Source organism: Spirulina sp. LEGE 11439, from assembly GCF_059821285.1.
Genome location: NZ_JCAMRX010000006.1, coordinates 156,332 through 175,315 on the forward strand (window position 1 = coordinate 156,332; position 18,984 = coordinate 175,315).

General features: G+C 44.4%; 16 protein-coding genes. 10 read left to right on the forward strand and 6 right to left on the reverse strand.

Annotation, left to right across the window (positions count from 1 at the left end; genetic code table 11):
• The first annotated feature begins 11 nt into the window (after nt 1-11).
• The 3 genes from AC6RV6_RS06485 to AC6RV6_RS06495 all read left to right on the forward strand — a co-directional run bounded on the left by AC6RV6_RS06485 (nt 12) and on the right by AC6RV6_RS06495 (nt 3,017).
• Nucleotides 12-872 (forward strand): sugar kinase, encoded by an 861-nt coding sequence (locus AC6RV6_RS06485; protein WP_500239782.1) that lies wholly within the window; start codon nt 12-14, stop codon nt 870-872.
• Between the two features lie 26 nt (nt 873-898).
• Entirely contained in the window at nt 899-1,771 is an 873-nt protein-coding gene (locus AC6RV6_RS06490; protein WP_500239783.1) for a 3'(2'),5'-bisphosphate nucleotidase CysQ family protein, read from the forward strand.
• A 343-nt stretch (nt 1,772-2,114) separates the two neighbouring features.
• Entirely contained in the window at nt 2,115-3,017 is a 903-nt protein-coding gene (locus AC6RV6_RS06495; protein WP_500239785.1) for a pentapeptide repeat-containing protein, read from the forward strand.
• Nucleotides 3,018-3,495: 478 nt separating this feature from the next.
• Here AC6RV6_RS06495 and AC6RV6_RS06500 read toward each other — a convergent pair whose 3' ends face one another.
• Nucleotides 3,496-4,602 carry a S8 family peptidase gene (locus tag AC6RV6_RS06500; protein WP_500239786.1) on the reverse strand — a complete coding sequence of 369 codons (1,107 nt, stop codon included), beginning with the start codon at nt 4,600-4,602 and terminating at the stop codon, nt 3,496-3,498.
• A gap of 320 nt (nt 4,603-4,922) precedes the next feature.
• Between AC6RV6_RS06500 and AC6RV6_RS06505 the strand changes: the two genes are divergently transcribed.
• On the forward strand, nt 4,923-6,386 hold the full coding sequence (locus AC6RV6_RS06505) for a RecQ family ATP-dependent DNA helicase (RefSeq protein WP_500239787.1): 1,464 nt from the start codon (nt 4,923-4,925) through the stop codon (nt 6,384-6,386).
• A 32-nt stretch (nt 6,387-6,418) separates the two neighbouring features.
• Here AC6RV6_RS06505 and AC6RV6_RS06510 read toward each other — a convergent pair whose 3' ends face one another.
• The 3 genes from AC6RV6_RS06510 to AC6RV6_RS06520 all read right to left on the reverse strand — a co-directional run bounded on the left by AC6RV6_RS06510 (nt 6,419) and on the right by AC6RV6_RS06520 (nt 8,065).
• Nucleotides 6,419-6,568: a hypothetical protein gene (locus AC6RV6_RS06510; RefSeq protein ID WP_500239839.1), complete on the reverse strand. Its 150-nt coding sequence runs from the start codon at nt 6,566-6,568 to the stop codon at nt 6,419-6,421.
• 27 nt (nt 6,569-6,595) lie between these two features.
• On the reverse strand, nt 6,596-6,685 hold the full coding sequence (petN, locus tag AC6RV6_RS06515) for a cytochrome b6-f complex subunit PetN (RefSeq protein ID WP_204105725.1): 90 nt from the start codon (nt 6,683-6,685) through the stop codon (nt 6,596-6,598).
• A gap of 111 nt (nt 6,686-6,796) precedes the next feature.
• On the reverse strand, nt 6,797-8,065 hold the full coding sequence (locus AC6RV6_RS06520; RefSeq protein ID WP_500239789.1) for an ABC transporter ATP-binding protein: 1,269 nt from the start codon (nt 8,063-8,065) through the stop codon (nt 6,797-6,799).
• Between the two features lie 226 nt (nt 8,066-8,291).
• On the opposite strand from AC6RV6_RS06520, the gene AC6RV6_RS06525 reads away from it, so the two are divergent.
• The 5 genes from AC6RV6_RS06525 to AC6RV6_RS06545 all read left to right on the forward strand — a co-directional run bounded on the left by AC6RV6_RS06525 (nt 8,292) and on the right by AC6RV6_RS06545 (nt 14,334).
• Nucleotides 8,292-9,677: an N-acetylmuramoyl-L-alanine amidase gene (locus AC6RV6_RS06525; RefSeq protein ID WP_500239790.1), complete on the forward strand. Its 1,386-nt coding sequence runs from the start codon at nt 8,292-8,294 to the stop codon at nt 9,675-9,677.
• 469 nt (nt 9,678-10,146) lie between these two features.
• Nucleotides 10,147-10,944, forward strand: a complete 798-nt coding sequence (locus AC6RV6_RS06530) for a hypothetical protein (protein WP_500239791.1) — start codon at nt 10,147-10,149, stop codon at nt 10,942-10,944.
• 60 nt (nt 10,945-11,004) lie between these two features.
• Nucleotides 11,005-11,337, forward strand: a complete 333-nt coding sequence (locus AC6RV6_RS06535; RefSeq protein WP_500239792.1) for a DUF433 domain-containing protein — start codon at nt 11,005-11,007, stop codon at nt 11,335-11,337.
• A complete protein-coding gene (locus tag AC6RV6_RS06540) occupies nt 11,338-11,688 on the forward strand; it encodes a DUF5615 family PIN-like protein (protein ID WP_500239793.1) in 351 nt (116 codons plus the stop codon).
• Between the two features lie 177 nt (nt 11,689-11,865).
• The gene (locus AC6RV6_RS06545; RefSeq protein WP_500239794.1) at nt 11,866-14,334 is read left to right on the forward strand and encodes an ATP-dependent Clp protease ATP-binding subunit; all 2,469 of its coding nucleotides are present in this window, start codon (nt 11,866-11,868) and stop codon (nt 14,332-14,334) included.
• A 105-nt stretch (nt 14,335-14,439) separates the two neighbouring features.
• Here the strand turns inward: AC6RV6_RS06545 and AC6RV6_RS06550 are convergent, their stop codons facing one another.
• Together AC6RV6_RS06550 and AC6RV6_RS06555 are read right to left on the reverse strand one after the other, a co-directional pair.
• Complete coding sequence (locus AC6RV6_RS06550) at nt 14,440-15,603, reverse strand: iron-containing alcohol dehydrogenase family protein (RefSeq protein ID WP_500239795.1); 1,164 nt, start codon at nt 15,601-15,603, stop codon at nt 14,440-14,442.
• Between the two features lie 10 nt (nt 15,604-15,613).
• Nucleotides 15,614-16,144, reverse strand: a complete 531-nt coding sequence (locus AC6RV6_RS06555; protein WP_500239796.1) for a Ycf51 family protein — start codon at nt 16,142-16,144, stop codon at nt 15,614-15,616.
• A 173-nt stretch (nt 16,145-16,317) separates the two neighbouring features.
• Here AC6RV6_RS06555 and AC6RV6_RS06560 point away from each other — a divergent pair, with 173 nt between their 5' ends.
• Nucleotides 16,318-18,918 carry a colicin uptake protein gene (locus AC6RV6_RS06560; protein WP_500239797.1) on the forward strand — a complete coding sequence of 867 codons (2,601 nt, stop codon included), beginning with the start codon at nt 16,318-16,320 and terminating at the stop codon, nt 18,916-18,918.
• The last annotated feature ends 66 nt before the right edge of the window (nt 18,919-18,984 follow it).

The window sequence follows — 18,984 nt, forward strand, 5'->3', positions numbered from 1 at the left end:
CTTGACCATTGATGAAATATTGCGGTTTATTCGTGGGACTGATTACCCTCGATTTTATCTATCTCGTTCGACAATTTCCCCAACAAAACGAAAAAATTGTTGCTTTAGATTATCTTTCGACAGCGGGGGGACCGGCAACCAATGCGGCAATAACTTTTGCAACATTGGGCAATTCAGCGCGAGTACTGGGGGTTTTGGGCAATCATGTCAATGCTGGCATCATTCGCGCAGATTTACAGAAATATAACGTACAATTGTGCGATCTGAATGAAAGTTGGACTGAATCTCCTCCTGTCTCATCGGTTATCGTGACGGAAGAGACTGGCGATCGTGCGGTGATTTCTCTCAATGCAACGAAGTCCCCTGCAACTTCGGCGCAAATTCCGGTGGATATTTTGCAAGGGGTCGATTTTGTGCTGATTGACGGGCATCAGATGAAGGTAGGGGAAGCGATCGCGCAACAAGCGAAAAAGGCGGGAATTCCAGTCATTATCGATGGGGGAAGTTGGAAAACCGGCTTCGATCGAATTTTACCGTTTGTGGATTATGCTATCTGTTCGGCAAATTTTTATCCCCCTGCTTGTGGGACTCCCGATGAAGTTGCGGCTTATCTCACTAACTTTTCGATTCCTCATATTGCTATCACCAACGGAGCCGCAGCAATTCAATATTGGCGCGATCGCTCATCGGGCAGCATTTCCCTTCCCTCCGTTAAAGTCGTCGATACCCTTGGTGCAGGAGATATTTTTCACGGTGCATTTTGCCACTATATTTGTACCGTGGATTTTAGGGAAGCGTTGGCTTCTGCTGCTAAAATTGCTACTCGAGCTTGCCAATTTTTCGGAACTCGAGGGGAGATTGGCGATCGCTAAACTTGTAAACTGGAACTTTAAGGAACATGATCGAAAATCGTTTGGATGAAATTTGTGCGATCGCTCGTCAAGCCGCATGGGGTGCTGCTGATATTTTACAGCGTTACTATCGCGGCGATACAGATTTAGATGTTAAAGACAAACAGGGAGATCCAGTCACAAAAGCAGATTTAGCCGCCAATCATTATATCCTCGAATATTTACAAAAAAAATTGGCAGAGGAAGATTTAGGCTATCTCAGCGAAGAGAATTTTGATGTCGAAAAAGCCGAACCAATCGCAAAAGATTGGGTTTGGATTATCGATCCACTTGATGGCACGCGAGATTTTATTGAAAAAACGGGAGAATATGCCGTTCATATTGCTTTAACTTATCAAGGCCGACCAAAGTTAGCTGTTGTGGTGGTTCCGGAAACGGATAAATTATATTTTGCTATTGAAGGGAAGGGAACAAAAGTAGAAACGCGATCGGGAGAAATTAAGGACATTCGTGCCAGCGATCGCAATAAAATCGAGGACTTAAATCTCGTTGCCAGTCGCAGCCATCGCAATATTCGCCTCAATAAAATGTTAGAGCGAATTCCTTTTAAAGAACGTTTTGCAGTGGGTAGCGTTGGCTGTAAAGTTTCTACGATTCTCGAGCAAAAAACCGACGTTTATATCTCGCTTTCGGGTAAGTCTGCCCCGAAAGATTGGGATTTTGCCGCACCGGAATTAATCTTGACGGAAGCGGGGGGAAGTTTTACCAGTTTTGCAGGAAAAGTATTACTTTACAATCAAGGCGATGTCAGTCAGTGGGGCGGTTTAATGGCGAGTAATGGCAATTGCCACGAAGAACTTTATACAATGGCATCTCGGGTTTTAGCTGAAATTGATGCTGAAATTGCCAACGAAGCATAAGGTAGGAAGGCGATCGCTTTTTATACCAAATCCCCATTGCTGAGAAGGTTTTCCCTGAACTGACCTAGAGACAAGACACGCCTTGTCCCTACTGGGTTTCAGGTAATCTATGAACATAGTCCAAGGTCACTAACCTTGATATTCTCAAACAGAGCGATCGCATTAGCTGGCGATCGCTGCATTCTTCTTGCACAATAAATCCTGTTACTTTGCAGAAAAGTCTCATTTTTACTACAGGAATCTTCTTGTGAATATACATTATATGAAATTAAAATGAAGTAGTAAGAAGAAAGGATCGCACTTGTTTTACATATGTGATTTTTGATATATTTTGGAGTTTACAATGTCAAATTCTGAAAACCATTCTAGACAATGGTGGAATACGTGCAGGAGTTTAGGAAAGCGCTTAATCTTCCTAGTAAAAGAAGGTGCCACTATAATTACTGCTATTACAGTGTTTATTGGAGTGAGCCAGTATTCACAAGAGAGCAGCGAACGAACAAAACAAAAGCATTATCAGGCATGGCAAGTCATTAATTTAAATGTGGGACGCGAAGCCGAATCGGGTCGGAAGGCTGCGATCGAAGACCTTTGGGCGGATGAGGTCAGTCTATCTGGTTTAGATATTCATAAAGCTCGAATTCCAGACTTAGATCTATCACCTCATTGTTTTTTCCCTCGTTATTCCCGTCGTTCTTCCCGCCGTTCTTCCCGTCAAGAGTGTTCGGATGTAGATATGAATAATGCCAACCTCCAAGAGGTAGAGTTGTCAGAAGCCAAACTCCAAGGGGCAGATTTGTTTAAAGCCAAACTCCAAGGGGCAGATTTGTTTAAAGCCAAACTCCAAGGGGCAGATTTGTCAGAAGCCAAACTCCAAGGGGCATGGTTGGTAAAGGCTGAACTTCAAAAGGCAGAGTTATTAAACGCCGACCTCGAAAAAGCAAATTTGTCAGAAGTCAACCTCGAAGGGGCAGATTTGTCAGAAGCCAACCTTCACCACACAATTTTTATAAGTACAGACTTACGAACTACAAAAGAACTTTTTCGAAAACAGTTAGAGGGAGACAAACCTCCCTTTATTTGTAATTCTCCTATCTCTGAAGCACTTGGGATTGATCGAGACAGGGATTGTGATAACGATAAATTACCTCAATTATTAATGAAAGTATGGCCAAGAAATTTTCCTACTATCGAAGATGCTGAGTTTTATATAAAAAATAGGCGAGAACAAAAAAAATGGGATTAATAAAAGTGATGTACCTATTAACACGGTAAATTAATACCAATTCTATGTAAAGCTGCACTTAATGTAAAAGTGGATCGCTTTACTAGATGTCGATTAGACCTCTCCAAAAATTTGCAAAAATAGGGTTGAAACACCTATTTTGCCATACCGAAATCAGGTTTCCCGAAGAGGTCTATTGATTGAATGCAATCTCATTTGGACTTGGTATAAGCAGTTAATACCATACCTAATTATAACCTGAGTTCGGGCGAAAACCCGCATTCTCTCGTTAGCTGTAACTCTCATTCTTTCGTCAAATAGGCTGAAACATTACCTTAACCCGAACTGACGTTAATTATAACAAATCCTGTTTGCGTGATACGACTTTGCTACGCCTGTACGATCGTCTGTAACCTTGTAGCGACGTTGCAGGCAACGTCGCTACAGAAGGGATGGTAAATATCCTCAGCAGAGCGAATTTTTTATGAAACAATCAACCTCACACTCGCGAACCATCATAAATTCCTCCATAACAAATACCACCTCTGACCTTGCCACGACCTTTTCGACATTGACGACGAGAAACGCGATTAACCTCAAATTCTTCGAGAAGATCGTAGGTTATTGACTCAAATGCGATCAACGTACCGTACCCTGCGCCATTCTTATGACTTCCCGGATTAGAAGACATTCTTAATAAATGCTCCCTTAAATCTTCATTATTTTCGAGAGGGGTGTGATTATCTTGGTTTTGCTTGTGTTTGGCTTGAATCAAAGCAGCCAATCCAGCAACCCAAGGAGCAGCCATTGATGTGCCATTTAAAATTGCATAACCTCCATCTTTGTAGGTTGAGAAAATATTCTCGCCCGGTGCAATAAAGTCTAACTCGCCTCCTCGAGAAGAACTACTGATGGGATTGCCAAATTCATCATGTGCGGCAACAGTAATCACCCCTCCATAACGACCCGGATAGCCAATATTACTCCGATAACGAGAGCCATAATTTCCTGCAGAACAAATTACGAAAACGCCTTCCGCTAAAGCATGATGAATGGCTCGATGTAATAAATTATCAGAACTTAATCCCCCAAAAGAAATGGAAATAATATCGGCTTGGTTTTCGACGGCCCAATTAATTCCACTCGCAATGGATGCAGTTTCACCCATTCCCTTGCGATCGAGAACTTTGCCAATGAGAAGTTTTGCTTTTGGTGCTAATCCTTCAAATCGTTGTTCCGCTAATCGTGCAGCGATAATCCCCGCACAATGGGTACCATGACCATTGCGATCTTCAATCCCTTCACCTGTAAAATCTTGTGTGTCAAGAATAGCTCCTTTGAAAGCTGGGTGATTGGTATCAATTCCTGTATCTAAGACAGCAATTTTGACTCCTTTACCTTTGGTGTCTGACCAAATATGAGGAACACCATACATCTGTAGACCTGTATCCGAGTGTTTGTTTTGATGAGTGCCATTCTTTTTTAGTTTTGGGAGTTGAATGACCTTTAATTGTTCCCATAAACTGAATGTCTGAGAATCTTGAATTTCTTTTAGCCTCTCTGAACTAATTGGATAAGATGTCTTTAATGATGGGATTTCATACATAGCTAAACAATCCTTGTGAAAACTTATTTTGAGAGTTTTTGTTGATGTAGAGTACGATCAAAGCAGTAATCTATGTGGCTTCATGTCCTACATACAAAAAATCAACTTTTTTCTTCTCTTCTTTAGAATAACCAAACAAAAATATTTTTCTTTTGCCGAGGAAAGACTCAACAATTGCAAGATTCTGCAAAGATGCGAACCTAAAAAAGTAAAGAACAAACGTGCTATTATCGATACATTTAACAATATCTTTTTGCCCAAAGTTCCGATCGCATTCCCGCAGCCGCTAAAATTGCTCTAGATGAATATCAGGGTACGAAATGGATTGGCAAACCGTGCGAGCAACGTTTCAACGCATTTGGGGTTATGAAGATTTTCGACCCCCTCAAGGTGAAATTGTGCGGAGTTTGCTCTCGGGACGAGATGCGCTCATTATATTACCGACGGGGGGTGGAAAGTCGATTTGCTTTCAGTTGCCTGCATTGTTACAAACCGGATTAACTTTGGTGGTTTCTCCTTTGGTGGCATTAATGGAAAATCAAGTACAGGAGTTGCGCGATCGCAATCTTTTGGCTGCTTCTCTTCACAGTCAATTACCATCTTATCGACGCAAACAAATTTTAAAATTGCTGGAAAAACAATCTCTCCGCTTGCTTTATATATCCCCAGAAACTTTGTTGAGTCCTCCAGTTTGGGAATGTTTAATCCGACCCAATTTACAGATTAATGGTTTAATTCTCGACGAAGCTCATTGCTTAGTACAATGGGGGGAAACTTTCCGTCCAGCTTATCGCCGTTTGGGGGCTGTTCGTTCGGCTTTACTTCAGTCTAAACCTGCTGGGTCAAAAATTGCGATCGCAGCTTTTACGGCAACAGCAGATCCCCAAACGAGAGCGACTATTATACAATGTTTGCAATTAGAAAATCCGCACCTTTTTCTCCTCAGTCCCTATCGCAAAAATCTCCATCTCAAGGTGCAAACTGTTTGGACTCCACGAGGACGCAAACAAAAAATGTTAAAGTTTATTCAGAGCAAAGATAACAAGGCTGGATTGGTTTACGTGCGATCGCGTCGGGAAAGTGACGAATTAGCACAATGGTTTGCCAGTTTAAAATACAAGGTCAAAGCCTATCACGGAGGATTAAGTGCGGAAGAGAGACGAGAAATTGAAGGAAATTGGTTGCGAGGAAAAACGCAATTTGTTATCTGTACCAGTGCTTTTGGGATGGGGATTAATAAACCAGATGTACGCTGGGTCGTACATTTTCAAGCCCCGCAATTATTATCGGAATACATTCAAGAGGTGGGACGCGGAGGACGAGATGGAAAAGTTGCTGAAGCCTTAACATTAATAAGCGAACCGACGGGATTTTTAAATCCAGAAGACAAACAACGCAATCAATTTTTTGCCCAACAGCAACAAAAACAATATCAAAAAGCTAAGAAACTTGCGAAAAATCTTCCCGATCGCGGTAATATTAAAGCAATTGATGAGCAGTTTCGCGGCGGTGCAATTGCCTTATCTCTACTTCACAGCGCAGAACTATTAGAATGGCAAGATCCTTTTAATTATCGCTTTGTAGGGGCGTTAAATGCAAATTCTCTACAACAATCCTTACAGCATTTAAGTGCAGGACAAACAAAAATCCAGAAACAAATGAGTCAATATTTAAACACTCGTAGCTGTCGCTGGCAATATTTATTGCAGGCTTTTGGGTTTGAAAAAGAAGCGATCGCATTTCGTTGCGGTCATTGCGATAATTGCAAAAAAGAGAATAAGTAATTGAGATATTAACCAATTACCTATTCCTCAAATTAATTCATTTTTTTATCGCGATCGGCACGACGGCGATCGCGCCATTCTAGGGTCGTCAGATAGAGAATTCCGATACTGATTGCACCGAGAAGAATAAGGGCGACCAGAAACAGAATACTCACTAAGGGCATATGAGTAGAAATTTCCACGCTTTAGACTCCTAAATTTTCAGAATTCTAGAATCCGTTACGACCCCAGATAACCATTGCGATCGACCAAGTAAACAGGGCTAGCAAACCAACCCAACCTAATGTCAAAATGTCCATAACGCTTGAATCCCAACCCGTTTTGTTAAACAACAACATCAACCATAATACCAGAGGAGGAACTTTTTTTGAGGAAGCGAAAGGAGTTGGGAAGTTGGAGAGTAGAGAGATTTAGTCGCGAATATTGTTTTCGGTTTCTGGATCGAATATATGAATTTTATCGGCGATGCAAGATAGATTGAGTGAATCACTTAGGTTCACTTTTTTGTTCGGGGAAACGCGAACTTGAAATTTAGATTCGGGGTAATTGGCGAGGCGGACTGATAAATAAGTTTCGTTTCCTAATGCTTCCACGAGATCGACGCAGACAGATAAGCGATCGCACCCTTCGGAACTCAATTCAAAATGCTCTGGACGAATACCCAACAAAAGCGATCGCCCTTGATAGGGAGTCAGATATTTTTCCCATTCTTGTCCTAAAGTCAAGCAAAACTCGCGATTTACCAAACTCAATGCAGAGTTGACCTCAACCGGGAGAAAATTCATAGGAGGGGAGCCGATAAACCGCGCCACAAAGCGATTGGCGGGATGATTGTAAAGTTCGAGAGGCTTCGCAATTTGTTGAATTTCCCCTTGATTCATCACGGCGATGCGATCGCCCATCGTCATCGCTTCGGTTTGATCGTGAGTCACATAAATCGTCGTAATATCTAATTCTCGCTGTAACTGCACGATTTGACTGCGGGTTTCCGCCCGTAATTTCGCGTCTAAATTCGAGAGGGGTTCGTCCATCAAAAAAACCTGCGGGTTGCGGGCGATCGCTCTCCCTAAAGCCACGCGCTGTTTTTGTCCTCCCGAAAGTTGTCTGGGCAAACGATTGAGGAGTTCTTCGATCTGTAATAATTCTGCCACCCCTTGCACTCGTTGAGCGATCGCCTTTTCCTGTTGAGAACGATAATGCCATCCCTCGGGCAGCGATCGCGTGGCTCCCCCTAAAAAACTTTCGCCCCATTTTCCCAAGCGATCGGGCAATGAGTTAACTTTCCCTTCTTTTCCCATGCGACGCAGACCAAAGGCAATATTGTCATAAACCGACAAATGAGGATAGAGGGCATAACTTTGAAACACCATGGCAATATCGCGCTGTTTGGGAGGCAAATGATTGACGAGGCGATCGCCGACGTATATATTGCCTGCTGTGAGTTCTTCCAGTCCTGCGATCGTGCGTAACAAGGTACTTTTACCGCATCCCGATGGACCCACCAAGACCATAAATTCCCCATCTTCTACCTGAAAATCGATCGCCCGCAGAACATGCGTCGTGCGATCGCTTGCGGGTTCGCGTCCCTTTTCCTCTTGCGGAATCTCGGTTTGCGAGGGAGGTCGAACCGCAGTACGGGCAAAACTCTTATAAACCTTTTCTAAAACAACTCGCGCCATGTTCAGTTATCAGTGATCGGTGATCGGTTATCAGTGATGAGCTATTTCTCGATTACCCATGACTAAATTACCAATTACTCATTCTATCCCCCTGTCCCCCATTCCCTATTCTTTGCTTTGTCTGGCATAATCGAAATTCTGGGATTCTCAATGAGGCGACATTTAGATTTTCCTGGCTTTGTTTGAGCTTATCGCCCTTGACCTCTGACGATTGGAGTGCGCTTTCGTGAAACTTCGTTGGTATATCCTCAGTTTGCTGGCTGCTGTTTTCTTTGCCTTACCCGCAGAAGCAGCGCGATTGTTGTTTTGGGATTTCGATCGCGATCGCAATCGCCTCAGTTTCACCACCGATAGCAACGTGCAACCCACGGTAAGGTTAATTCCCAATCCGACGCGCTTGGTTGTCGATCTGCCCGGGACGGGAAGTCGTTACAGCAGAACTCAGCGCGTGGGAGGCGCGATCGCGAATGTGCGGATCGGACAACCGAATGGGCAAACAACGCGCCTTGTGGTGGAACTCGCCCCGGGATATTATCTCGATCCCCAAAAAGTGCAAATTGAAGGCACTCCTTCTCAATGGAGCATTCAACTTCCTGCTCCTCAACGCACCCGCCCCAGTTTTAGCCCTCTCGTTCGCAATATTCCCGAATGGTTTCAAATTACCCGGAACGGCTTTTTTATCCGCTTGCGCGATCGCGATCGACCCGATGATATTGAAGTCGATCGCAGCAATGATGGCCGGCAAGTTGATATTACGTTAGAAGGAGCGAGAGTGCGATCGACAGAACCTTCAAAAACCTTTAAGGTCAATCGCTACGGAGTTGAGGAGGTTCGCTTCACGCAATTGGGCAATAACGCCCGCATTATCCTCTCTCTCGATCGCAATAGTCCCCGTTGGGAAGTTGACGATCGCCGAGGGGGAGTTTCCATCGTTCCCGAAGAAGGGAGTCAAGTTTTGCGCGACGATCGCGGCGATCGCAACCCCGAACCCCAACAGGTCGTTATTCCCGTTCCACCGCCCACTCAACCCAGTTTGCCGAATCCAGATGATTTTCCTCGCCCCAACGGACGTGCCGTGGTTGTCCTCGATCCCGGACATGGAGGGAAAGATCCCGGGGCGATCGGGATAGGGGGTTTGCGAGAGAAAGATGTCGTTTTACCCATCTCTTTAGAAATTGCCCAAATTTTACGCTCTCGCGGTGTCAATGTAATTATGACCCGCTCTGACGATCGTTTTATCAGCTTGCAGGGACGCGCTTATATGGCCAACCGCGCCCGAGCCAATATTTTCACCAGCATTCACGCCAACGCCGTCGGGGGCTATCGTCCCGAGGTGAATGGCATGGAAACTTATTATTATTCTCGGGGCTATCGTTTGGCGCAGATCGTTCACCAAACCATTCTCGAAACCGTTCCCGTCTATCGCAATCGCGGGGTTAAACAAGCGCGATTTTATGTCTTGCGGAATACATCCATGCCTTCCATTTTGGTTGAAGTGGGTTTTGTGACCGGACGAATCGACTCTCGTAATTTAGCAAATCCTGCCTATCGCAGCCAAATGGCTCAAGCGATCGCCCTAGGAATTTTGCGTTATTTACAACAGTATCGGTAAACTACTGCGATCTGGTTTCTTTCAGTCGAGCGATCGACCCATCTAACATCAACGCAACCTCAATCGTAAATGACAATCTTTGCTCTACATCCAGATCGCCCCGTCCAAAGAATTGTAAGCGGTAACTTCTAACTTGTCGCGATCGCACAACGCTTCAAAGCTCTTATCTCTTTCTGCCTCAGAAAAAGCCCGAGCTATTTCAAATCCTTTCTCAAAGTTTGGCAAATAGTTGGCAAAACGCGCATTCCCGTTTGGGTCTTAGTCAATGCCCGTCATTTGGGAGTTTCTGAAGCTGAACTTCTCGAAGATTATCTGACCATTACAGCAATGGATTTAATAAATACTTGGGCTTACGCAGAAGCCTTTCCCGATGAGATTGAATGGGATATTCGCGAAAATGAGAAAATGGTACAGTGTTAGCACAATAGAAAACCTGTTAAAATAAAAAAAGCAAAAAAGAAGATTTTCTATGAGTAATACATTCAAATTTCCAGAGTTTGTTTCCTCCATCGAAACTTCGATTTCTCGAACCATTCAAAGTATTATTACAGATGAATTAAATAATTGGGATGAAAATTATATTACCCAAGACTTTTTAAAGGAATTGAGAACTAGCTTAAAAAAAGTCAAGATTCAATATAACAAAAATAATTATATATATATACAAAGTGAGTTTTTTAAATTAACCAAGAAATTGAATGCAGAGGCCAAATATGGAGATATAGCAATTTTAGTCAATCTTTCTTATGATGATGGTTCGAGTATTGAAGGAGTTGCTTTAATCGAAGCAAAAAGAATATATGAAGACAATGAAACATTCAAAGCGGTTAAATCTCCGCAATTAGAAAAAATTCAGAAAAATGCTCCTCATGCTTATCTAATGTTATATGATTATCAAAAGATAGATGATGATGAGAATTTTAAGAAATATTTATCAGTAAAAAAAACATCTATGATGCTTCCTACAGATATACCTTTATATTCTTCTTTAGTCCCAATAAATCTTGCTCGTGAATTCAATACCTTTGATCGAAAGCTTTATAGATTTTCTACAACATTTTCCTATCAACTTGCTTATAGATATATTTTCGGATTGGATCTTGAATTCGATCGAGATATAATTGATACCGCAAAAGGATATCGTCGAGAATCTGTGCCTAATAATATTGTTCAACTATCAGTAAAACATAGTTCAATCAAAATTGAGGAGGATATTGAATTCACACTTCCTGCTGTGGATTCTGAACTTTTTACAAGATTAGAATAAGATTAAAGTATAGGTTTTTATTTTTGAAATTTACTTTTACGATCTTGTTTTTTCCTTGAAATGACCATGCTCAAAGACATAGAATCTCAACTTTTATCCCTTTCTGCCTCAGAGAAAGCTCGAGCTATTTCAATCCTTTCTCAAAGTTTGGCCAATAGCTGGCAAGGCATAGAAAAGACCCCTGGAGTCTGTGGAGGACGTGCCTGTATTCGCCAAACTCGCATTCCCGTTTGGGTCTTAGTCAATGCCCGTCGTTTAGGGGCATCTGAAGCTCATTTACTCGACAATTATCCCACAATTACTGCAACAGATTTAGTCAATGCTTGGGCTTATACAGAAGCCTTTCCCGATGAGATTGATTGGGATATTCGCGAAAATGAGGAATTGGATTAGATGGCACGTCTTTATGCTGACGAACAATTTCCCCGGCAAATTACGAACTATCTTCGAGAGATGGGTCATGATGTTTTAACCGTACAAGAAGCTGGAAAAGCAAATCTAAAAATCCCCGATTCAGAGGTGTTAGAATTTGCCATTCAGGATCGTCGTGCGATTTTAACCTTCAATCGTATTGATTTTCTCAAATTGCATTATCAACGGCCTGAACATTTGGGTATTATTATTTGTCGGGATGATCCAGAAAACCTTGAAAAAGTGGCTAAAAGAATTAACGTAGCACTTTCTAGTCTGGAAACTTTACAAGGTCAATTAATTCGAGTTAATCGTTCTTCTCCATCGGAATAGTGTAAAAAATAGTGCGTTATGCTGTTAAAAAAAGCGGCAACGATCGCGATCGCCTCTCCCGTATCCGCAAATTTTGCAATCCTACCGTAATAGCCGATCGCAACCGAAGATCGTGGGGATCGATTGGCCTGTGCTAGAATGGGCTGACAACGGGCAAGCAACAGGTGATAACAAGTCATGTTTGAACGCTTCACAGAAAAAGCCATTAAGGTCATTATGCTGGCTCAGGAGGAGGCGCGTCGCTTGGGTCACAACTTTGTGGGAACCGAGCAAATTCTCTTGGGTTTGATTGGTGAGGGAACTGGCGTGGCTGCCAAAGTTCTCAAATCAATGGGAGTCAATCTCAAAGATGCCAGAATCGAAGTCGAAAAAATTATCGGTCGCGGTTCGGGTTTCGTTGCTGTTGAAATTCCCTTTACCCCCAGAGCCAAGCGCGTCTTAGAGTTGTCTTTAGAAGAAGCTCGCCAACTCGGACACAATTATATCGGCACAGAACACTTACTTCTCGGCTTGATTCGCGAGGGGGAAGGGGTCGCAGCCAGAGTTTTAGAAAATTTAGGCGTAGACCTATCTAAAGTCAGAACGCAAGTCATCCGGATGTTGGGAGAAACTGCCGAAGTTCCCGCAACTCCGGGGGGTGGCGGACGCACGAAAACACCAACTCTCGATGAGTTTGGCGCTAATTTAACCCAAATGGCCGCCGATGGCAAGCTCGATCCCGTGGTCGGACGCATTAAAGAAATCGAGCGGGTGATTCAAATTCTCGGTCGTCGGACAAAAAATAATCCCGTGTTAATTGGCGAACCGGGAGTGGGTAAGACGGCGATCGCGGAAGGGTTGGCACAGCGTATCGCTCAACAGGACATTCCCGACATTCTCGAAGAAAAGCGCGTCGTTACCCTCGATATTGGTTTATTGGTCGCGGGAACGAAATATCGCGGGGAATTTGAAGAACGCCTGAAAAAAATTATGGATGAAATCCGATCGGCGGGGAATGTGATCTTGGTCATTGACGAGGTTCACACGCTGATTGGCGCAGGGGCGGCGGAAGGCGCGATCGATGCGGCAAATATTCTCAAACCTGCTTTGGCGCGAGGAGAATTGCAGTGCATCGGGGCGACGACTCTCGATGAATATCGCAAGCATATCGAGCGGGATGCGGCTTTGGAAAGGCGTTTCCAACCCGTGATGGTCGGAGAACCCAGCGTCGAAGAAACCATTGAAATTCTTTATGGTTTGCGGGAGCGTTACGAACAGCACCACAAACTGAAAATATTAGATGAGGCTTTAGAAGCGGCGGCGAAATTGTCCGATCGCTATATCAGCGATCGCTATCTCCCAGATAAGGCGATCGACTTGATCGACGAAGCCGGTTCTCGAGTGCGCTTGATTAACTCTCAGCTTCCCCCCGCCGCGAAAGAATTAGATAAGGAATTGCGACAGCTTCTCAAGCAGAAGGATGATGCAGTCCGGGCGCAAGATTTTGATAAAGCTGGGGAGTTGCGCGATCGCGAAATGGACATCAAAGCCCAAATTCGCACTATCGCCGCCGCGAAGAAAAATGAAGATGGCAGCGATGAGGAAGGTCCTCACGTTGATTCGGAAGAAATTGCTCACATTGTTGCCTCTTGGACGGGAGTTCCGGTGCAAAAGCTCACGGAAAGTGAATCCGAAAAGCTCCTGAAGATGGAAGATACCTTACATCAGCGCTTAATCGGTCAAGAAGACGCGGTGAAAGCTGTTTCTCGCGCTATCCGACGCGCTCGAGTGGGGCTGAAGAATCCCAACCGACCCATTGCCAGCTTTATTTTCTCTGGTCCGACGGGGGTGGGTAAAACCGAGTTAACCAAGTCCCTCGCCGCTTATTTCTTCGGCTCGGAAGATGCGATGATCCGTTTGGATATGTCGGAATACATGGAACGCCACACGGTGTCCAAACTCATCGGTTCGCCACCGGGTTATGTGGGTTACAACGAAGGTGGACAACTCACCGAAGCCGTCCGTCGTCGTCCCTATACGGTCGTGCTTTTTGATGAGATTGAAAAAGCGCATCCCGATGTCTTCAATATGCTTTTGCAAATCCTTGAAGATGGTCGCCTGACTGATGCGAAAGGTCGCACGGTGGACTTTAAGAACACCTTGTTAATTATGACCTCCAACATCGGCTCGAAGGTGATTGAAAAAGGTGCAGCCGGGTTAGGATTTGAGTTCGACGATAACCAAGACGAGGCGCAATACAATCGCATTCGGTCTTTGGTGAATGAAGAATTAAAGAACTACTTCCGTCCCGAATTCCTCAACCGTCTCGATGAAATTATCGTCTTCCGTCAGTTGAGTAAGGATGAGGTGAAACAGATTTCCGAAATCTTGCTTAAGGAAGTTTTTGCTCGTTTAACCGAGCAAGAAATCACGCTGCAAGTGACGGAGAAATTCAAGGAACGCTTAGTAGAAGAAGGATACAATCCCAGTTATGGGGCGCGTCCTTTACGTCGGGCAATTATGCGCTTGTTGGAGGATGTTCTTGCTGAGGAAATTCTCTCGGGTCGCGTTAAGGAAGGCGATACGGCGCAAGTTGATGTTGATGACGATAACAAAATTGTCGTTCGTCCTCAAGAACAAGCTAAAATTCTTTTGGAAAAGAGTTAAACAAGAGATTAAACCTCGTTGTTTAGAAGAGTTGAAAAAGGGCGCAAATGCGCCCTTTTTTTTGTTTGCGCGATCGCTTCAGAAGTAAAAAGAAATCGCATTTCCTTATGCTTCTGTTGTAGCAGGAGAGGGTAAGGGTTGAGAAACAGTGACTTTACGATTATTTTCGGTTGTCACTGTCGTTGAAACCATTGCCGCCATCAGTTGTTCTGGTGTGACAATAAAGGGTAATCTGTGAATATCAGATTGGGGATTGCAGGCCACATCGGCCGCGTGACGCAGAGAAGCTAAAGAAATGCGATCGAGTCCCAAATCTGACAACGATTTAGGCAAGCCAATATCTTGATAAAATTTTAATAATTGTTGTCGTGCTGACACGGCAAGTTGATTGCCCTGTAGCATCTCTTCTAAACGCAACTGAACGAGAATACCGTAAGCCACCTTTTCGCCGTGTAAAATCACATGAGCCTCGGGAATATGAGTGAGTCCATTATGAACTGCATGAGCAGCAACCGTGCGGCAATTTGCTCCCCCTAAACCTCCGATAACACCAGCTAATAAAACACTCGCATCGACGACTTCTCGCCAATCTTCACCTCCCGGATTTTCCAATGCGTTAACAGATTTTTGTAATAAAATATCTCGCAAAATCCGTGCTTGTTGAACGGCAGCAATGGTTAATGTTGTGGTGGAATTGCCACTACTCACCGAGGCTTCATACCATTTCGCGATCGCATCGCCGATGCCGGCAATTAAAGTGCGTTGGGGAGCGCTTTGAATCAAATCGTAATCCAAAATGAGGAGATCGGGACAGCGATCGAGAGGGACATCGTATTGAAATGCACCTTCATTCGAGTAAATATTAGATAAAGCACTCCATGCCGCACAAGTTGCCCCAGAGGTGGGAATCGTGGCGATGGGAAGCTGACAGCGATACGCAAGAAGTTTGGCCGTATCGAGGGCTTTTCCTCCTCCTACACCGATAACAAAATCGGCATTGTGTTGATGAATGGCTGCTTGGAGAAATTCGAGGGAACTTTCCGAACAATCAGGGGAATAACTAGCGCGATCGGCTGCGAGATTATAGCGGCTAAAAATCGGTTGTAGTTGGGTAAAAATGACAGGTAAAACGCGATCGCCACCAACAACAAGAGGACGTTTCCCCAAACGCGATATTTCTTGTCCGCATTGTTGCATAATGCCACCGCCGCGTAAAACTTTGGCGGGAGCAATGAGAAGGGGGGTGAGTTGTAGAGTTGGTTTTTCCATCTGTCGATACTTAACTATTAACGGAAGAAAGCTTTTCCCAATTTTGCGGAAATAATTTAACGGTAAGATTTTCAGGATCGCGAGAGTTGGCGAGTTTTTCGGCTTGCCCCAAATATAAAGGAATCGAAACTCCCGGTGTGGGGTGAATTACAGTTCTGGCACGGATCGTGACAATATTATTCTGCGTTCCCAAGCGGCCGAAAGGAGTGATATCGATCGCAGCTTGACGGAGGGTTGCTTCGACTTGCGATCGCGTGGTTTCGGGAGGGATCGCGATCACGACATTATTGGCTGCATTGTCAAAAACTAAAGTATAGCGGATGGCTCCTGGGATGGCGATTCGGGTGAAGAGTCCTAAATTGAGTCCGAATAAACCGATCGTGAGAACAATTGTAAACGCCGTCGCCCCAAAAAGGCGAAAGCGTAGACCCCATTTAAATAAAAAGGCGAGGAGGGTTATGCCGAGAAGAACGAGGGCTAAAATACCACACCATTGGGTATAAACGGCAAGATCTGTGGGAATGGGGAGATTTTCAAACATAAATTGAGGGGTTGGGGTTGTAGTAGGAATATTGCATGCAACGTCCCTACGGGTTTAATTTTTGCGGTCAAAATTGCGATCGCCTTTCATTATCTCTCAATCTTCCGGGTTTGGGCTGGACGTTCTAGAAACAGTGGTTACAATCGAAAATAGCGCACCTCATCCCAGAATTAATGACGATGAAATCCGATATCTCCGTAAAAAATGAAGCCCCCAGCGTTTCTAGCGGCGTAATTCGCCTCAAACCTCAGCAGTTCGTTCATATTCTCGATAATAATACAGGGGTTACTCGCTTGGAGGTGGGACCGCAGACTCTCACTCTCGGCGACGCGGAACGGCTGGTACTTAAACCCAATCCTATGATAATTGTTCCGCCTCGTCACTATTGTATTATTGCCAATCCCGTAATGCGAGATGAGGAAAATAACCCGATCGCGGATAATTACGGACAAATTCGCCTGCGTTACGGGGATGAAGAGGTGCGCTTTGCTCAAGATCCCTTTCCGTTGTATCCGGGAGAGGAGATGGCGAGTATCGTGACGCGGCTTTTGGTGGTAGAGACGAATGAAGCCTTACGACTGCGGGCGATTCGCGATTTTAGGGAGGAAGGAGAAGAAGAAGAAGCGATCGCCCGTCAAGCGGGAGATGAGTGGTTATTTGAAGGGCCTGGCACTTATGTTCCTCAGGTGGAAGTGGTAGTCGTGGAAACTGTGAAAGCTATTACCATTAAGCCCAATCAGGCTTTACGGTTGTCTGCGAGACAGAGTTGCCGCGATCGCAATGATATGCCACGTCGGGCAGGGGAAGAATGGTTAGTGAGAGAGGAAGGGGCATATTTACCCGGCGTAGATGAGGAAGTACAGGATTTAATCGATGCTTATATTCTCACGGAACAAAAAGCCTTGCACTTAAAAGCAAAACGGACTTTTAATGATATTTTTGGACGACAGCGCAAGGCGGGAGATGAATGGTTAGTGACGTTTGAGGATGCGGAAATTCACATTCCCGATGTTTATGAAACTGTGGTGGGAGAGGTAGAAATTACGACATTAAGCGATCGCGAATGGTGTATTGTTGTCGATCCTATTGATGCAGAAGGAAAACCTCAATTAGGATTACAAGAAATTCGTCAGGGACGCACTTCTTTTTTCTTACATCCGGGGGAATCGTTGGAAAGCGGGATCGAAGAAATTTATGTTTTAGGAGAACAAGAAGCCTTATTGTTGCGGGCGCGAGAAGAGTTTATTGAGGACGATGAAACCATTCGTCAACCGGGAGATTTATGGTCAATTATTGGACCGAGGGATTATATTCCACCGGTAGAAGTGGAGGTGAAAGAGCGCCGAAAAGCTATTCCTTTAGATAAAAATGAAGGCATTTACGTGCGAGATATTCAAACCGGAGAATTAAAACTTGTAAGCGGTCCGCAGGCTTATTTATTGAGTCCTTATGAGGAATTATGGGCAAAGGAATTACCGCCAGTTGTTGAGGAATTATTGGGACAACAGAGGGATCCGGTTAGCGATCGCGGAGGCTATCAAAATCGAGATGCGGTTCAAGATCAACCGACAATACACCGAAATAAAACTCGGGCGGTTGTTTTCCACGTTCCTCAAAATGCGGCGGTACAGATTCACGATTATAAGGACAGGACAGCGCGGACAGTATTTGGTCCAGATTTGGTAATGTTGGGACCCGATGAAGCCTTTACAATCTTGAGTTTATCGGGAGGAAAACCCAAGCAACCTAATATTATTAAGTCTCTGGCTTTATTATTGGGTCCGGACTTTATGACGGATATTTTTTCTGTGGAAACTTCAGATCATGCTCGCTTACAGTTGCAACTCTCTTATAACTGGTTTTTTGATGTCGATCGCCATGACGAACAAGCAGCAGCGCGATTATTTCAGGTGCCGGATTTCGTCGGCGCAGTTTGTAAGGCAGTGGCTTCACGAGTGCGAGGGGCAGTGGCAGGAGTTCAATTTGATGAATTTCACCGCAATTCGGCGCGAATTATTCGTCAGGCAGTCTTTGGAGAGGACGAACAAGGGCATATTCGGGATGAATTCCGCATGACAACGAATCAATTAGTGATTACGAACGTCGATATTCAAACTGTAGAACCGATTGATGCAGAAACTTTAAAGAGTCTGCAAAAATCCGTACAATTGGCGATTCAAATTACAACCGATGCTCAAGAAGCAGCGGCGCGAAGAGATGCCGATCGCATCGAACAAGAGTCGAAAGCACGATTAGAACGTCAAGTAATTGTCGATCGCGGTTTAGCGGAAACAGAGCGGAAAAATTTGCTGGAACTACAAGCAGAAAATGCGGTAATTGAAGCATCGGGAACGGCGACGGCGACGGCGCGAGCAAAGGCGGAAGCAGCACAGATTGAAGGGCAATTGGCGGTTAATTTGGCACAGCAAGAAGCGGAGGCGGCACGTATTCGGTCTGAGGTGGAATTAACCCAGTTGAGAGCGCGTCAGGAAGCTGAGTTAACGCATCAACAAGCATTGAATGAATTAGAAGTTGAAAAATCGCGCGCGATGGCGGAAATTATGGCTGAAGAATACCGCCAGAAAGTGGAAGCGATCGGTCCGGAAACAATCCGTGCGATCGCGCAAGCGGGTCCGGAAATGCAGGCGCGTTTATTGGAGGGTTTAGGTATTCAAAGTATGCTGATTACTGATGGTAAAAATCCGATCAATTTGTTTAGTGCAGCAAATGGGTTGATCGTGCAGCCAAAAGTAGAGGAAGATACCCATTTTTAATTTTTATGGGTCTACCGAAGTTGTTATGCTAAAAAAATGAATAGTACATAAAAACTGCATTAAAGC

Bases quoted from the DNA above. Each gene is read 5' to 3' on its own strand.
- AC6RV6_RS06485 (WP_500239782.1), top strand. From the start codon at position 12: ATGAAATATTGCGGTTTATTCGTGGGACTGATTACCCTCGATTTTATC.
- AC6RV6_RS06490 (WP_500239783.1), top strand. From the start codon at position 899: ATGATCGAAAATCGTTTGGATGAAATTTGTGCGATCGCTCGTCAAGCC.
- AC6RV6_RS06495 (WP_500239785.1), top strand. From the start codon at position 2,115: ATGTCAAATTCTGAAAACCATTCTAGACAATGGTGGAATACGTGCAGG.
- AC6RV6_RS06500 (WP_500239786.1), bottom strand. From the start codon at position 4,602: ATGTATGAAATCCCATCATTAAAGACATCTTATCCAATTAGTTCAGAG.
- AC6RV6_RS06505 (WP_500239787.1), top strand. From the start codon at position 4,923: ATGGATTGGCAAACCGTGCGAGCAACGTTTCAACGCATTTGGGGTTAT.
- petN (WP_204105725.1), bottom strand. From the start codon at position 6,685: ATGGACATTTTGACATTAGGTTGGGTTGGTTTGCTAGCCCTGTTTACT.
- AC6RV6_RS06520 (WP_500239789.1), bottom strand. From the start codon at position 8,065: ATGGCGCGAGTTGTTTTAGAAAAGGTTTATAAGAGTTTTGCCCGTACT.
- AC6RV6_RS06530 (WP_500239791.1), top strand. From the start codon at position 10,147: ATGAGTAATACATTCAAATTTCCAGAGTTTGTTTCCTCCATCGAAACT.
- AC6RV6_RS06535 (WP_500239792.1), top strand. From the start codon at position 11,005: ATGACCATGCTCAAAGACATAGAATCTCAACTTTTATCCCTTTCTGCC.
- AC6RV6_RS06540 (WP_500239793.1), top strand. From the start codon at position 11,338: ATGGCACGTCTTTATGCTGACGAACAATTTCCCCGGCAAATTACGAAC.
- AC6RV6_RS06545 (WP_500239794.1), top strand. From the start codon at position 11,866: ATGTTTGAACGCTTCACAGAAAAAGCCATTAAGGTCATTATGCTGGCT.
- AC6RV6_RS06550 (WP_500239795.1), bottom strand. From the start codon at position 15,603: ATGGAAAAACCAACTCTACAACTCACCCCCCTTCTCATTGCTCCCGCC.
- AC6RV6_RS06555 (WP_500239796.1), bottom strand. From the start codon at position 16,144: ATGTTTGAAAATCTCCCCATTCCCACAGATCTTGCCGTTTATACCCAA.
- AC6RV6_RS06560 (WP_500239797.1), top strand. From the start codon at position 16,318: ATGACGATGAAATCCGATATCTCCGTAAAAAATGAAGCCCCCAGCGTT.